The organism is Syntrophorhabdaceae bacterium (assembly GCA_028713955.1).
Taxonomy (GTDB): Bacteria; Desulfobacterota; Syntrophorhabdia; order Syntrophorhabdales; family Syntrophorhabdaceae; genus UBA5609.
This window is the reverse complement of record JAQTNJ010000069.1, coordinates 1-13,640: the sequence shown is the minus strand read 5'-3', so window position 1 is coordinate 13,640 and position 13,640 is coordinate 1. Positions and strand designations below refer to the sequence as shown.

Genomic DNA, 13,640 nt, shown 5'->3' with positions numbered 1-13,640 from the left:
TAACGGCATGCCCCGCCGGCGTTTTTGTGGTTGGCGAAGACGAGAACGATCCGCTCATTGAAAATCCTGTCGCTGCCGTAGCAAAGGACCAGAGAAAGAAGATCAAATATGCCTGCGGACCATGTAAGCCCGCCTCAACACATAAGCCCGCCTCAAACAGACCGGCAAAACTTCCCTGTCAGGCAGCCTGTGAACCAGGCGCAATTGAGCATAGCTGGTAATCTGAAGCAGTTCATAGTTCATGGTTGTTAGTTCATAGTCCCACGGAAAAGAACCATACGACCTGTTGCCTTATTTCCAGAAACGTGGAAAGAAGATCAGGAGTACCGTATAGATCTCGAGACGGCCGACAAGCATGAGAAAGCTTAATGTCAATTTACCTGCGTCAGGTATGTGGGAATAATTTTTTATGGGACCGACAGAGCCTATGCCGGGTCCTACATTCCCGATCGTCGCGGCAACAGAACCGATCGCGCTGTCAATATCGAGCCCCAGCATCGTCATTATTACTACTCCGCCAAGGGAGATCATGCCGTAGAGAACAATGAAGGCTACCGCGTTGGATACTATCCCTTCAGAAACGGTTTTATCACCGACTTTTATCGGGAAAACCCCTCGTGGACGAATACTTTTTTTAAATTCTGAACCGATCTGTTTAAAAAGGATCAAGACCCGGATGTTTTTAATGCCGCCGCCTGTTGAACTTGAGGAGCCACCGACGAGCATCAGAAGCAAAAGGACGAATTGGGTTACAAAAGGCCATAACTCATAATCGGCAGTAATAAAGCCCGTTGTTGTAATGATGGAAACAATCTGAAAGATAGAACTGCGAAGCAATTCTTCTGAGAGGTTCGAACCCGATACGAGCCGTGTGACTACTATGAACACAAAAGAGATTGCGATAATGGAAAGGAAAAACCGGAATTCGGAATTCTTTATGTAATATGAAGGTTTTCCTTTAAGAGCCCAGTAGTGGAGATTGAAATTGATACCTGCCATGAGCATAAAGAAGGCCACTGTGTATTGGATGTAAGGGGAATACCCGGCTATGCTCGAATCGAGGGGAGCAAAACCGCCGGTGGCCATGGTGCCGAAGGCCACACAAAGGGACTCGAAAAAATTAAGGCCTCCTGCCATCAGGAGGCATGTTTCTGCTGCGGTGAACGCAACGTAGACCCACCAGAGGATCTTTGCTGTTTCGCTGATCCGGGGAGAGATCTTATCTTTTGTCGGCCCCGGTACTTCAGCCTTGAAAAGCTGGGTGGCGCCGACGCCGAGAAAGGGAAAGATTGCGACAGCCAGGGCGATGACACCCATTCCTCCAAGCCACTGTGTCATATTCCTCCATACCAGAAGGCTCTTCGGCAGACGTTCAATATTGGTCAGTATGGTAGCGCCCGTTGTGGTGAAACCCGACATGGTTTCAAAAAAGGCATCGATATATCCGCTTATGTACCCTGACGCCACAAAGGGAATAGAGCCGAAGAGGGCAAGAACAAGCCAGGACAATGTAACGATCAGGAATCCTTCACGGATAGTCAGTTCCGAAGGTAGTTCGCGGTAGAGTTTTGTTGTAAGACTCAACAGAAACAGTCCGGCAGCCAGCGCAGAGAAGATCAGGATCATGCCGTCGTTATAATAGACGGCAAAGGCAAGGGGGACAAGCAAAGCGCAACCCTGTAGAAGGCAAAGCCGGGCAAGGACGTAAAAGATATTTGATAATCTCATGAATTATTTCTCATCTCAGGAAAACTTGTCTTCGAGATGCCGGATCGCTTGAGGCAATGCGAAAAAGATCACCTTGTCGCCCTGCTCAATGATATGGTCGCCGTGGGGCACAAAGGCCTCTTCGCCGCGGACGATTGCCGCAATCAGACTCCCATCGGGAAGACTCAGCTTCTTCAGGGGCTTGCCCGAAAGCCTGTTCCCTTTCTTTACCTCGAACTCTATGGCTTCCGCCTCTATGCCATGAAAGAGTGCGACGGAGAGAATGTCGCCCCTCCTGATGAATCGCAAGATCGCTTTTGCGGTAGCAAGGCGTACATTTACCGTAGAGTCGATTCCGATAACGCTCATGAGGGGTATATAGTCGGACCTGCTGACAAGGGCTATCACTTTTCTGATCCCAAGATGCTTGGCAAGGAGACAGGAGATGATATTTGTCTCGTCATCGGAGGTAACGGCGACAAACCCGTCAACATCTCGCAAGCCTTCTCTTACGAGTATGTCAATCTCTGCCCCATCAGCCTGCACCACCGTGGCCCTCTTGAGCTCTTCCGCGAGCCTCAGGGATTTTTCCTTGTCGGACTCGACAACCGTTACGTCAAGACCCTTATCCTCAAGGTTTGCGGCAACAGCGCTGCCGATCTTGCCGCCTCCGAGGATCATGATCTTCTCAAGCTTGGCGTTGGATTTGCCTGTCATGGCGAGGAGATCGGAGAGGTTCTCTTCACGTGTTACGACAAATATCTGGTCGTTTTTGTTGATATAGTCATCGCCTGTTGGGATGATCGTCCTGTCTGCTTTCTGGATTGCCACGATGCGGAATTTTCTCCTCATCTCTTCTGATGTCATATCCTTGAGCTGAAGGTTGAGGAAAGGGCACTGCTCGTCCAGTTTCAGCCCTACAAAGAGTATTTTTCCGTTTTCAAAGGAAACGATCTCTGAAGCAGTTGCCCGCATGAGAAGGCTGACGATCTCGTCCTTCACCTCATCTTCCGGGTGGATAAAAAGGTCAATGCCGAGGTCTTTCTGCTTCAGGATTGAATCGGGGCTGTAATAGTCACGATTGCGTACCCGTGCAACTTTTAGTTTGACGCCTGACTTCCAGGCGATCATGGATGCGATGATGTTGACCTCATCTACCCCGGAGGCCGCGATAAGCATGTCCGCATCATCGATGCCGGCGTCTTTCAGAACCTTCTGGTCAGAACCGCTGCCACGTACGACTGAGATGTCGAGCATCTCCTCTATTTTTTTGCATTGTTCAGGGTTTTCCTCGACGATCACCAGGTCATGTTTTTCGAAAGAAAGTTTTTTTGCCAGATAGAATCCTACTTCACCCGCGCCAACGATGATGATCTTCACCGGTACACTCTCCTGTACGAAAAATAGTAAAGACACATTAGCAAAAAACAATTCATATTGTCAAACAACAAGGGAAAGAAATCGATCTTTAAGGCAGGTACGGGCATTGTTTGCGTAAACCATTTGTGAAACACCCTGAGTCCTGTTTTTGTTTTTTCTAGCGGAAAGCTTTTGTATGATTACCATGCCGCACGGATTTTGCCATAACCGATGACGAGGTCACAAAGGAAGCTGCCAGACAGGAAGTAATCAGAAAGCATTTCCTAAACAGCCCGTTGAGAAACAGGACACGACATATGCGACGCCCATACCCGTTTCCGCAATTCCCTTTGTATACAAAAGCTTTGAGAAAAGATCCCCAATTTCTTGACAAGTCTGTTTCCACTGCTATACTTCATGGTAGGAAAGATAGGTAAAATACAGATAAAACACAAATAAAACATAAAAGGATACAAAGGTGGGGAGGGGTTTATGGATTTGATGGAACCGGTTAAATTGAGGATTTTAACGATAAAAGACCTTGATGCGGTAACCGAGATTGATTATTCTCTTTTGGGTAAAAAGAGAAGGGAGTACTGGGAGACCAGGCTCGAACACGCGGAGACGTCCGGCGTCCCGTCTCTGGCAGCAGAGGTGAACGGAAAGGTCATTGGTTTTATTCTTGGCAGCGCCAGCGGGTGGGAATTCGGGATACCTGAGAGTGTGGGGTGGATCGATACTATCGGCGTTGTGAAAGAGTACCAGAAGAAAGGGATTGCACGGCTTCTTTTCAAAGAGCTTTACTCAATGTTTAAAAAGGTCGGCGTTGACACGATCTATGTATTCGTTCACTGGAAAGACTGGGACCTCCTCCAGTTTTTCGACAAGATGGGGTTCAAACGCGGCGACATGATAAATTTTCAACTGGACATCTAAGGGAATTCGTATATCGTATATCGTAATTCGTATATCGAGGTTCTGATAAACCCGTTCGGCGTAATGCGTTCGGCGTTCGGCGAGAATAACCGTAATTCGTGAGACGTAAGTGGAAAAGAGTGTTTTTGCAGTTCACGATATACTATATACGATATACTATCTACGGCTCCTTTATACTATCTACGGCTTCTTTTGTCCGATAAGTTGTGAAATATTGCTTGAGAATCCGGTCGATTTACGGGACAATAATGGCGAGTTTGTCATTAATAAAAACCTAAGGAGTTGTCCATGCCATTTGTGAAAATCAATAATCTCCAGGTCTATTATGAGGTCCACGGCGAGGGTGAGGCAATGATCCTCATGCATCATGGTTTCGGCAGTACCAGGATCTGGAATGATATTCATCCGAGATTTACAGCTCAGGGTTACAAGGTGGTCATATACGACCGCCGGGGTTACGGCAGGTCGGAACGGGGGGATGATTTCCAGGTCTTTTATGAAACTGACCGCTACCGGCCGGAGAGCGTGGAGGAGTTGAGGACATTAAAAGAGATCCTCGGCATAAAGGAGTGCCATCTTGTGGGGCAATGTGAAGGCGGCGTTGTCGGCGTCGACTACGCAGTCAAATATCCACAGGAGGTGAAGACCCTGACCGTTGCCAGCACCCAATGCTACGGCGAAGTGACCATGATTGAACTCAACAAGATGAAATTTCCGGCAAATTTTACAGACCTGGAACCCAGGCTGCAGACAAAGATGGTTGAATGGCACGGAGAGAAGGCAGAGGTCAATTACAATCAATTTGTCAAATACGGCGGCGCGTACGGCGTAGAATATTTTAACCTCCGTCCCGCCCTGCCGTTGGTCACCTGTCCCACCCTGGTAATCTATCCTGACCGCAGTGCGATCTTCCGCGTAGAACAGTCGGTTACCTTGTACCGCCACCTTCAAAAGGGAGAACTGGCTGTCTTTCCGAAATGCGGCCACAACACATATGAGCAGCGACCCGAGGACTATGCCCGCACTGTCCTGGATTTCATGGCGAGACACAAAGGCAAAGGAGACGTACAGGACCGCCAGTCTGTGACATGCTTAGCCTGAGGCGTGAAGAGGCCGCCCTTTTCTTTTAGCTTCAGCTCTTCAGTATCCAGCATTTTCCATCTTTAAAGGTTTATAGTCTTCTTTTAGCAAAAAAATGTATATTTTTTATTGACAAAGTTTGCTGATAGTGTAATATACATTATTATGATGAGAGCTGCTGAGCAGAAAACAAAAGAGATATGGAAGTCCATAGCTAATAGAATAAGGACATTAAGGCGAGATCAGGGTATTACCTTAGAAGAATTAGCGAAGAAAACAGGGTTTGCTAAAAGCTATCTTTCTCAGATAGAGAATATGAGAAGGGAGCCGCCGATAAGTACACTGACAAAAATAGCATATGTACTGAATATAGATGTCTTTTTTTTACTAACAGGTGAAATTCCGAGGGAGAATGAAGAACATCTTTCCATCATCAAACCGTCGGAACGCAGAACGGTCATCAGACCGAACGGGAGTCCCGAATACAGGTATGAATCCCTGACGTACAAAAAGGTGAATAGATTGATGGATGCCTTTATGCTTACCGCCGGTTTTGAATTTCCGAAAGAACCATTAATACATGAAGGAGAGGAGTTGACCTTTATGTTGGAAGGCAAGCAGGAATTTGTCTATGACGGTAAGAGCTATATCGTTGAAGAGGGTGACTGCTATCTGTTCGATTCCAGCAAACCTCATTACTCAAGGAGCATTGGGAATAAACCTGGCCGGTTTCTGGTTGTGTTTACCACAAAAAACTGATCGGGGTGTTTCCATGACACCCGATCAGATCAAGAGGAGGGAATACCTATGAAAAGAACAAGAACCTTGGGAAACGGTAATTCGGGATTGATTGAAGGTTGGGGAAGCTATTTGATATTGTGTGCGCTTGTCCTCGCGTTATTCTTTGCAGGAACAACTCCATCCTACGGAGAAACCAAGACGATTCGCTTTGCCATCTATACTCCTCAAAGAGGACTTGAAGGCGAGGCCATGACATGGCTCACGGGTGAGATCGAAAAAAGAACAAAGGGCGCGGTGAAGTTTCAAAATTATTTTGCCGGATCATTATTGAAGGAGAGAGAAACGCTTCGGGGGGTTCAGTCGGGAGCGGCAGATATGGGATACATATTTGTGCCGTACTTTCCCCGGGAACTGACACTGTGGAGCATTGGTGAACCCTTCATCCTCGGCCCTGTCGACCCTGTAAAAAAGGCTGAATTCTTTTCCGAATTATACGAGCAATCTCCGGAGCTGCAGACCTCCCTGAAGGTATACAATCAGAAGCTCGTCGCTATTCATTACTTTGGTCAGATGGCTGCCGGAGGACCGAGGCCGCTTAAATCTCTGAACGATCTGAAGGGTCTGAGAGTCCGCTGTGCAGGCGGCTATGACGCAGAGCATATGACGGCGCTGGGTGCCAAAGTGGTCTTCCTGCCTGGAACGGAAATTTACTCGGCAATGGAGAAAGGTGCTGTCCAGGCGAACTACACAGCCTTTATCTCCTACTTTAAATACAGACTTTTTGAGATCGGCAAACAGCATACGGTCCTCGTCGTTCCTCAATTTACCGGCTCTGTAGCCCTTATTACGATCAATCAGAATGTATGGAACAGTCTGAGTCCCGAGGTACAGAAGGTGATATCGGATGTAGGTAAGGAATATGGGAAAAGGCTCGCGGGCGATATCAAGACGCTGGAAGCTGAGATCAGAGGCAAGATGAAGAGCGCGGGAGCCACTGTTGTTGACCTTCCGGTCTCGGAAGTAAACGCATGGGCCGCTGCGAGCGAAAAAGAGTCGCTGGAAAAATGGGTCAAGAAGGCTGAAGAACAAAAACAGCCGGGGAATGCCTTGATGGATCGGGCGAAGAAGCTGGCTGAAAAATATTCAAAGTAGCAACCTCTGATACGTATCGGAGGCTTAAGAAATACCAACGGCTTATGCAGATAGCGAGGTGGAGAAATGACGATCCGTAACAGAATACTGGCAACAATAGGCAGCTTGCTGATATTCCTCATCATGATCCTCCTGGTGATCGAGGTGGTAAGCAGGTTTGTCTTCGGTGCCTCGATTGAGGGTGTCATAGAGATCGTGGGTATTTTTCTTGCCCTCTCCGTGTTTGCCGGATTTTCTCCATGTGAAGAGGGAGGGCAGCATGTCTCCGCGCAACTGGTAGTCAAGCGGCTGCCGGCCGGGGCGGCCCGTATCGTCAGGATACTTGTTTACATCCTGGCGGTTATAACCGTGGCCGTGATGTCCTGGCAGACTGCGCTTAACTTCTACGATTCATACAGCATTCGGGAAGCCCTGCCCGGCGCAGATTTTCAGATGCCCGTATATTGGGCAAAGGCCGGGGTTTTTATCGGGTTCGTTATGTTCCTGATCCAGTTGATCGTCAGTCTGCTGCGACCTGGAGGAAAATCAGGAACGATAACCGACAAGAGGAATTGAGATGGTTATGGATCCGACACTTGTAGGAACCGCAGGCGTAGCCGCCCTTCTTGTACTCATTTTTTCAGGTCTCCACATAGGGCTGGCATTGAGTCTTGTCGGAGGCGCCGGTATGTGTCTTCTGATGGGGGCAAGAGGCGGCCTCGATATACTTGGATCGAGCCCTTTTGCAGTGGCAGCTTCCTATGATCTCAGTCCTTTGCCGCTTTTTCTTCTCATGGGGTCCTTCGCCCTGAACGGCGGCATAGGGGCAATGGTGTATGAGGCCATGAGCAAGCTTCTGGGCAGGCTGCACGGCGGCCTTGCCATTGCCACAACCTTTGCATGCGCATTCTTCGGAATGATCTGTGGCTCCTCCCTTGCCACCGCAGGTATCTTTACAAAAATTGCCTTACCGGAAATGCTGAAGCGCGGAATGGACAAAAGGCTTTCGATAGGCACGATCAGTTCTGCCGGTACCTTTGCCACTCTGATCCCACCAAGCGGCTTGATGATCATCTACTGCATATTGACTGAACAGTCGATCGGCAGGATGTTCATGGCAGGGTTCGTCCCCGGTTTCATATCGGCATTTGCTTTTTCAGCTCTGACCTATATAAGGGTTAAAAGAAAGCCCACGCTGGCGCCTCTTGTCAAAGAAGGTTACAAGCTGAGCGAAAAGGTACGTGCGCTCATCTCGATATGGCCTATAATATTTTTTGCAGCCCTTGTTCTGGGCGGCATTTTTGCGGGCTGGTTCACGGCCACAGAAGGCGCTGCCGTAGGCGCTTTCGGCACCCTTCTTTTCGCTGTGGTAAAGAAGGGGATCCGTCAAACCCAAATACCCTCTGCCCTTATAGATTGTATGAAGGCAACAGGCATGATCTTCCTTGTTATCATCGGTGCAATAATATTCGGACGATTCCTGAGCGTGACCCAACTGCCGGTCAACGTGGCAGCCTTCCTCGGTGATGCCCACATATCACGCACGGTATTCCTGGCGAGCCTCGTCCTGCTTTACTTTGTGCTCGGCATGCTCCTCGATTCGGTGGCAATCCTGTGTATCACCATTCCGGTTGTTTTCCCGGTCGTTATGCAGCTTGGATTCGACCCCATCTGGTTCGGGATATTTCTCATCAAGATGTGCGAGATAGGGCAGATAACACCGCCAGTCGGGATGAACGTATATGTGGCGGTGGCTGCTTCCGAAGGCTCGGTATCCCTTGAGGATGCCTTCAAGGGGATTATACCTTTTTTAACATGTGATCTATGCGTACTGTTTATCCTCATAATTTTCCCGGAATTGAGCTTGTGGCTGCCCAATCTTGTATTTGGTTCTTAACGAAAGCGGAGCATGAGACTGAGGCGTGTTGGCAGGATTTGGACTAAAATGGAGGTAAGGAAAAATGGCAAAACTTAAATGCGTTATCATGAGAGGCGGCACGAGCAAAGGGGTTTTCTTCCATGACAATGAATTGCCCGAAAACATCGAGGAAAGAACAAAAACAGTCCTCAGGGTCCTGGGGAGTCCCGACAAGAGACAGATAGACGGACTCGGCGGTGCCGATATACTGACGAGCAAGGTGGCCGTTGTGGGGCCGCCCAGCCGCAAAGATGCAGACATGGATTATATTTTCGGACAGGCCAGCGTCACGGAACCGATCATCGATTGGGGTACGATCTGCGGCAACCTATCCGCAGCCGTGGGTCCCTTTGCCGTGGACGAAGGACTGGTAAGGGCTCAGGGGTCACGAACGACTGTGAGGGTTTTCTGCAGGAACGTGGGAAAGTATCTCGGTCTTGAATTTGAAACACGCGCCGGTAAAGCAGTCTACGAAGGTAACTACGCAATTGACGGCGTGCCGGGCACCGGCTCGAAGATATCCCTGGACTATTCAGGTACTGCGGGCATCCTGACGGGAAGTCTTTTGCCGACGGGAAACAGGAAGGATGTGCTCGATGTCAGGAACGTGGGCAAGATCGAGGCCACCATCATCGATGTCTCAACGCCGGTTGTCTTTGTAAGGGCCCGGGATCTTGGTCTCAAAGGGACGGAACTGGCAAGGGATATGGACGCGGACAGGAAATTGATAGAATCCCTGGAACAGATACGCCTCGAAGCGGCCCGCCTGGCAAAGCTGGAAGGGAAGAGCGCCTTCATGCCGATGCTGGCATTGGTCCAGGAACCTGTACCGTGGACGAACTTTATCACCGGAGAGCCCATGAAACCGGAAGGCGTTACTATTATGTCGAAGATATACGCTGCCGGAATGATGCACAAGGCCTATCCCGGAACAGGCTGTGTCACGACAGGGGTAGCTACCAAATTAAAGGGTTCGATCGCAAACGAGTTTATCTCACCTGCAGATAAAGACAAAGAAACGGTGACGATCGGCCACTTCTCAGGCCTTATCTCTGTGGATGTGCGCTGTCGTGACGAAGGCGGAACATTCGATCTGGAGAAGGCCATAATGTACCGGACCGCGAGAAGGATCATGGAAGGCTATGTGTATGTGTGACGGTCGGAAAGAGGGTAGTCCTGTCGCGTCACAGGCGAAACCCTATGAGGAGGATTAAATGACTTTGGCGGAAAAGATACTGTCGGCCCATGCCGGGAAAGAATCGGTTAAGGTTGGTGAGTTTGTAAATGTAAAGGTAGATATGGTAATGGCAAGCGACCTTACAGCCCATATTGCCGCAGATCAGTTTGAGAGAATGGGTGCAAAAAAACCCTTTGATCCACACAAGGTCATCTTTGTCATGGACCACTTTTTTCCCAATAAAGATGTCGCTGCTGCGGAGCAGATCAAGCGGCTTAGAGAATTTTCAAAAAAACACGGCCTGTTGTTTGTAGAGGCAATCGATGGTGGGATAGAGCACGTTTACCTGCCTGAAAAAGGGCTGGTACTGCCCGGCGATGTTGTGGTGGGCGCCGATTCGCATACATGTACATACGGAGCGCTTGGTGCCTTTGCAACGGGTATGGGTTCTACCGATATCGCTGTGGCGATGGTTACCGGCGAGATCTGGATGAAGGTTCCGCCGACCATTAAATTTAACTACAAGGGAAAGCTCCCTGCGTGGGTTACCGGAAAGGACCTGATCCTTTACACCATCGGTCGTATTACGGTTGACGGTGCGCTATATGCAGCCATGGAGTTTACCGGAGAGGCCATTGAAGAGTTGTCGATGGACAGCAGGTTCACGATGGCGAATATGGCCATAGAAGCGGGCGCCAAAACGGGAATCGTCGCTGTGGACGATAAAACGAGGGCCTATGTAGCGGGAAGGACAACAAGGCCGTACAAGGTCTATACGACAGACAGCGATGCCGACTATGCATCAATAGTTGAGTATGATGTGTCAGAACTTGAGCCTCAGGTTGCCGTACCTCACAGTCCCGACAATGTCCGCAGTATCAGCGAGGTAAACGACATAAAGGTGGATCAGGTTGTGATCGGAAGTTGTACAAACGGCCGCCTTGAAGACTTTGAGTATGCCGCCCGGATACTCCGCGGCAAAAGGGTGCATCCGGACATCCGGTGCATCGTCATACCCGGCTCGCAGGAGGTCTACCTGGCGGCGCTTCGGGCAGGTTTCGTAGAGGTCTTTGTCAGGGCGGGTGCCGTTGTAGGACCCCCTACGTGCGGTCCCTGTGTGGGAGGCCATATGGGTATACTGGCGGCAGGAGAGAGATGCGCTTCTACAACAAACCGGAATTTCATAGGCCGGATGGGAAGCCCCCGCTCGGAGATATATCTTGTCAATCCGGCGGTAGCAGCAGCCAGCGCCATTACCGGCAGGCTTACAGATCCCAGGGAGGTGGTTGACCGATGATCCGTGGAAAAGTTCATAAGTTCGGCAAAAATATCGATACTGATGCCATTATCGCTGCTAAATATGCGAATATTACCGACCCGCTGGAGTTGGGTAAACATTGTATGGAAAATATAGACCCCGATTTTGGAAAAAGGGTGGAAAAAGGGGACATCATTGTGGCGACGACCAACTTCGGATGCGGCTCTTCCCGCGAGATAGCTCCCGTTACAATAAAAGGCGCAGGCGTTGCGGCTGTAGTGGCAAAAAGTTTTGCGAGGATATTTTTCCGGAACGCCATCAATACCGGCCTGCCCTTGCTTGAGTGTGCGGAAGCAGTAGATGCAAGCGATCCGGGAGATACCCTTGAGATCGATCTCTCGACGGGTACGGTTCGAAATATAACAAAAAACCTTGTCTTCTCAGCCGTTCCTTACCCTGAATTTGTAACAGATCTGATTACGGCAGGAGGGCTTGTTGAATCTGTTATGAAAAAGATGAGCGAGGAAGGTAAAGGATAGGGGCCATGAACCGATGGATTTAACCTGTCGGTATGGTCGTCCGCGATCCCTGGAAATTTAATAATAAAAATCTAAAAATTATCGATTGGAGGATAATATGAAAAAAACAACGTTGCTTAAAAAACTGATCCTGGATAAGGAAATCCTTGTTATGCCGGGGGCATATGATGCGACCTCGGCCAGAATCATCGAAAAGGCAGGTTTCAAGTCGCTTACGCTCGGCGGGTATCCGACATCGGCATGCCTTCTTGGCAGACCCGACCTGTCCCTGCTCACATTGCCGGAGATGGTAACTCATACAAGGAACATCGTGGAAGCAGTCGATATACCCGTTTTCACAGACGGAGATACGGGCCACGGCAACACCCTCAACGTGATGAGAACGGTGCGTGAAATTGAAAAGGCCGGCGCTGCAGGGATGTTCATAGAGGATCAACTCTTTCCAAAGCGGTGTGGTCACATGGAAGGTAAACAGGTGATCGAGGCCGACGATATGGTAGCCAAGCTCAAAGCGGCTGTGGATGCAAGAATGGACTCTGATTTTGTCATAATGGCCCGCACGGATGCCCTCGGCGTGCACGGAATAGACGATGCGATAGAACGGGCCAACAGGTATCGCGAGGCAGGGGCTGATCTAATCTTCGTTGAGGCGCCCACCACAAAAGAGCAGATGCTGCGCATCAACCGCGAGGTAAATGCGCCGACAAAAGTAATACAGCTTGAAGGCGGAAAGACGCCTATGATGAGCGTGAAAGAACTCGAAGAGATCGGTTATAATGTGGTAGTGTACCCTATCTCTGCCCTGTATGCTGCTGCCTGGGCCGTGAAGCAGGTAATGGATGAACTTATGGCGAAAGGGACTACCGCCGGCTTCATGGATAGAATGATCCATTTTCAAGAATTTAACGAGCTCATGGACCTGAACAACCTGAGGAAAAAAGAGAGCTCTTTCTATGAGGGTTTAAATCGATAAAGCCCCGTTATCTCGTTTAAATTTGCCGGGCAGATAAGGGCAGCTCATATTTTTATTAACATATCATGCACGGTGCGGCGCTGTATTCGCACCGTGCATTTTTCTGCAGGTGATTGAATATGGGTGCCGGCCCGCCTCTCGGCGTGCTGGCCTTCGAAGAGATAAACCAGTTGCATATTTGTTCAGATTGCGGTAAATAGAAAGACTGTTTTTTTGGCTTCGGTAAGGCAGCGCACTCATTGCATTGCAGTCTTGCCCCGATCGATTTTTGGAAGAGTAAGGCTTTACTCTCCTGCAAGAACCGATCGAAAAGATCAGACATCAGTTTTGAGGAGGTGCATATGAGCACTGAAGCAATCATCGAGGCAAAGTTGCTGACTAAATCAGATTTGGAAGAATTCATCAGGTTCTTGACGAATGAAATGGGAGGAGAGCCGGCGAAGGTCGACTGGGAGAGCTTCACCATTGAATTCAATCTCCCCTCGTATGGAGACAGAATGATATTTCTCGATTATCTCAGCGAAAAAGGGGCCGATATCATAAGAGACGGCATTATCGACGATTTTTAAGAAAAGACCAGGTAAACGTTCCTGAAATATATCATCTGCCCGCAGTATAGCAAGACAAGAAGGTATCGGGTTATTTTCCGGCAAATCAGAACATATACCGCCTCATACTGATGTTCAGGAGAAGCCCCATTGATATCATGGTAGAAAGGAGGGATGACCCGCCGTAACTGATAAACGGCAGCGGTATGCCGACGACAGGGACAAGGTGGATTGCCATAAGGACATTGATGGTAAACTGAAGGTAGATGATCG

At 49.2% G+C, this 13,640-nt stretch carries 14 protein-coding genes; 12 read left to right on the top strand and 2 right to left on the bottom strand.

The window, feature by feature from the left end:
• Nucleotides 1–221: hypothetical protein (locus tag PHU49_07695; GenBank protein ID MDD5243886.1), on the top strand; the 221-nt coding region annotated here is incomplete at its 5' end.
• Nucleotides 222–291: 70 nt separating this feature from the next.
• On the opposite strand, the gene PHU49_07690 is transcribed toward PHU49_07695, so the two are convergent.
• Both PHU49_07690 and trkA read right to left on the bottom strand, forming a co-directional pair.
• Nucleotides 292–1,728 (bottom strand): TrkH family potassium uptake protein, encoded by a 1,437-nt coding sequence (locus PHU49_07690; protein ID MDD5243885.1) that lies wholly within the window; start codon nucleotides 1,726–1,728, stop codon nucleotides 292–294.
• 15 nt (nucleotides 1,729–1,743) lie between these two features.
• Nucleotides 1,744–3,087 carry a Trk system potassium transporter TrkA gene (gene trkA / locus PHU49_07685; GenBank protein MDD5243884.1) on the bottom strand — a complete coding sequence of 448 codons (1,344 nt, stop codon included), beginning with the start codon at nucleotides 3,085–3,087 and terminating at the stop codon, nucleotides 1,744–1,746.
• A 471-nt stretch (nucleotides 3,088–3,558) separates the two neighbouring features.
• On the opposite strand from trkA, the gene PHU49_07680 reads away from it, so the two are divergent.
• The 11 genes from PHU49_07680 (at nucleotide 3,559) to PHU49_07630 (ending at nucleotide 13,388) form a co-directional block, all read left to right on the top strand.
• Nucleotides 3,559–4,002, top strand: coding sequence for a GNAT family N-acetyltransferase (locus tag PHU49_07680; protein MDD5243883.1), 444 nt, complete (start codon nucleotides 3,559–3,561; stop codon nucleotides 4,000–4,002).
• Between the two features lie 288 nt (nucleotides 4,003–4,290).
• Complete coding sequence (locus PHU49_07675; GenBank protein ID MDD5243882.1) at nucleotides 4,291–5,103, top strand: alpha/beta hydrolase; 813 nt, start codon at nucleotides 4,291–4,293, stop codon at nucleotides 5,101–5,103.
• A gap of 144 nt (nucleotides 5,104–5,247) precedes the next feature.
• Entirely contained in the window at nucleotides 5,248–5,841 is a 594-nt protein-coding gene (locus tag PHU49_07670; GenBank protein ID MDD5243881.1) for an XRE family transcriptional regulator, read from the top strand.
• Nucleotides 5,842–5,889: 48 nt separating this feature from the next.
• Nucleotides 5,890–6,975: a TRAP transporter substrate-binding protein DctP gene (dctP, locus tag PHU49_07665; GenBank protein ID MDD5243880.1), complete on the top strand. Its 1,086-nt coding sequence runs from the start codon at nucleotides 5,890–5,892 to the stop codon at nucleotides 6,973–6,975.
• Between the two features lie 66 nt (nucleotides 6,976–7,041).
• Nucleotides 7,042–7,530: a TRAP transporter small permease gene (locus PHU49_07660; GenBank protein ID MDD5243879.1), complete on the top strand. Its 489-nt coding sequence runs from the start codon at nucleotides 7,042–7,044 to the stop codon at nucleotides 7,528–7,530.
• A 7-nt stretch (nucleotides 7,531–7,537) separates the two neighbouring features.
• On the top strand, nucleotides 7,538–8,851 hold the full coding sequence (locus PHU49_07655) for a TRAP transporter large permease (protein ID MDD5243878.1): 1,314 nt from the start codon (nucleotides 7,538–7,540) through the stop codon (nucleotides 8,849–8,851).
• Nucleotides 8,852–8,915: 64 nt separating this feature from the next.
• A complete protein-coding gene (locus PHU49_07650; GenBank protein ID MDD5243877.1) occupies nucleotides 8,916–10,028 on the top strand; it encodes a PrpF domain-containing protein in 1,113 nt (370 codons plus the stop codon).
• A 58-nt stretch (nucleotides 10,029–10,086) separates the two neighbouring features.
• Entirely contained in the window at nucleotides 10,087–11,346 is a 1,260-nt protein-coding gene (leuC, locus tag PHU49_07645; GenBank protein ID MDD5243876.1) for a 3-isopropylmalate dehydratase large subunit, read from the top strand.
• Nucleotides 11,343–11,846 (top strand): 3-isopropylmalate dehydratase small subunit, encoded by a 504-nt coding sequence (locus tag PHU49_07640; protein ID MDD5243875.1) that lies wholly within the window; start codon nucleotides 11,343–11,345, stop codon nucleotides 11,844–11,846. Before leuC ends, PHU49_07640 begins: the two co-directional genes overlap by 4 nt.
• Nucleotides 11,847–11,943: 97 nt before the next feature.
• Nucleotides 11,944–12,819, top strand: coding sequence for an oxaloacetate decarboxylase (locus PHU49_07635; protein ID MDD5243874.1), 876 nt, complete (start codon nucleotides 11,944–11,946; stop codon nucleotides 12,817–12,819).
• Between the two features lie 341 nt (nucleotides 12,820–13,160).
• Nucleotides 13,161–13,388: a hypothetical protein gene (locus tag PHU49_07630; protein MDD5243873.1), complete on the top strand. Its 228-nt coding sequence runs from the start codon at nucleotides 13,161–13,163 to the stop codon at nucleotides 13,386–13,388.
• Nucleotides 13,389–13,640: the final 252 nt, after the last annotated feature.

Bases quoted from the DNA above. Each gene is read 5' to 3' on its own strand.
- PHU49_07675 (MDD5243882.1), top strand. From the start codon at position 4,291: ATGCCATTTGTGAAAATCAATAATCTCCAGGTCTATTATGAGGTCCAC.
- PHU49_07650 (MDD5243877.1), top strand. From the start codon at position 8,916: ATGGCAAAACTTAAATGCGTTATCATGAGAGGCGGCACGAGCAAAGGG.
- PHU49_07655 (MDD5243878.1), top strand. From the start codon at position 7,538: ATGGATCCGACACTTGTAGGAACCGCAGGCGTAGCCGCCCTTCTTGTA.
- PHU49_07690 (MDD5243885.1), bottom strand. From the start codon at position 1,728: ATGAGATTATCAAATATCTTTTACGTCCTTGCCCGGCTTTGCCTTCTA.
- PHU49_07670 (MDD5243881.1), top strand. From the start codon at position 5,248: ATGATGAGAGCTGCTGAGCAGAAAACAAAAGAGATATGGAAGTCCATA.
- PHU49_07660 (MDD5243879.1), top strand. From the start codon at position 7,042: ATGACGATCCGTAACAGAATACTGGCAACAATAGGCAGCTTGCTGATA.
- PHU49_07630 (MDD5243873.1), top strand. From the start codon at position 13,161: ATGAGCACTGAAGCAATCATCGAGGCAAAGTTGCTGACTAAATCAGAT.
- PHU49_07635 (MDD5243874.1), top strand. From the start codon at position 11,944: ATGAAAAAAACAACGTTGCTTAAAAAACTGATCCTGGATAAGGAAATC.
- leuC (MDD5243876.1), top strand. From the start codon at position 10,087: ATGACTTTGGCGGAAAAGATACTGTCGGCCCATGCCGGGAAAGAATCG.
- PHU49_07680 (MDD5243883.1), top strand. From the start codon at position 3,559: ATGGATTTGATGGAACCGGTTAAATTGAGGATTTTAACGATAAAAGAC.
- PHU49_07640 (MDD5243875.1), top strand. From the start codon at position 11,343: ATGATCCGTGGAAAAGTTCATAAGTTCGGCAAAAATATCGATACTGAT.
- dctP (MDD5243880.1), top strand. From the start codon at position 5,890: ATGAAAAGAACAAGAACCTTGGGAAACGGTAATTCGGGATTGATTGAA.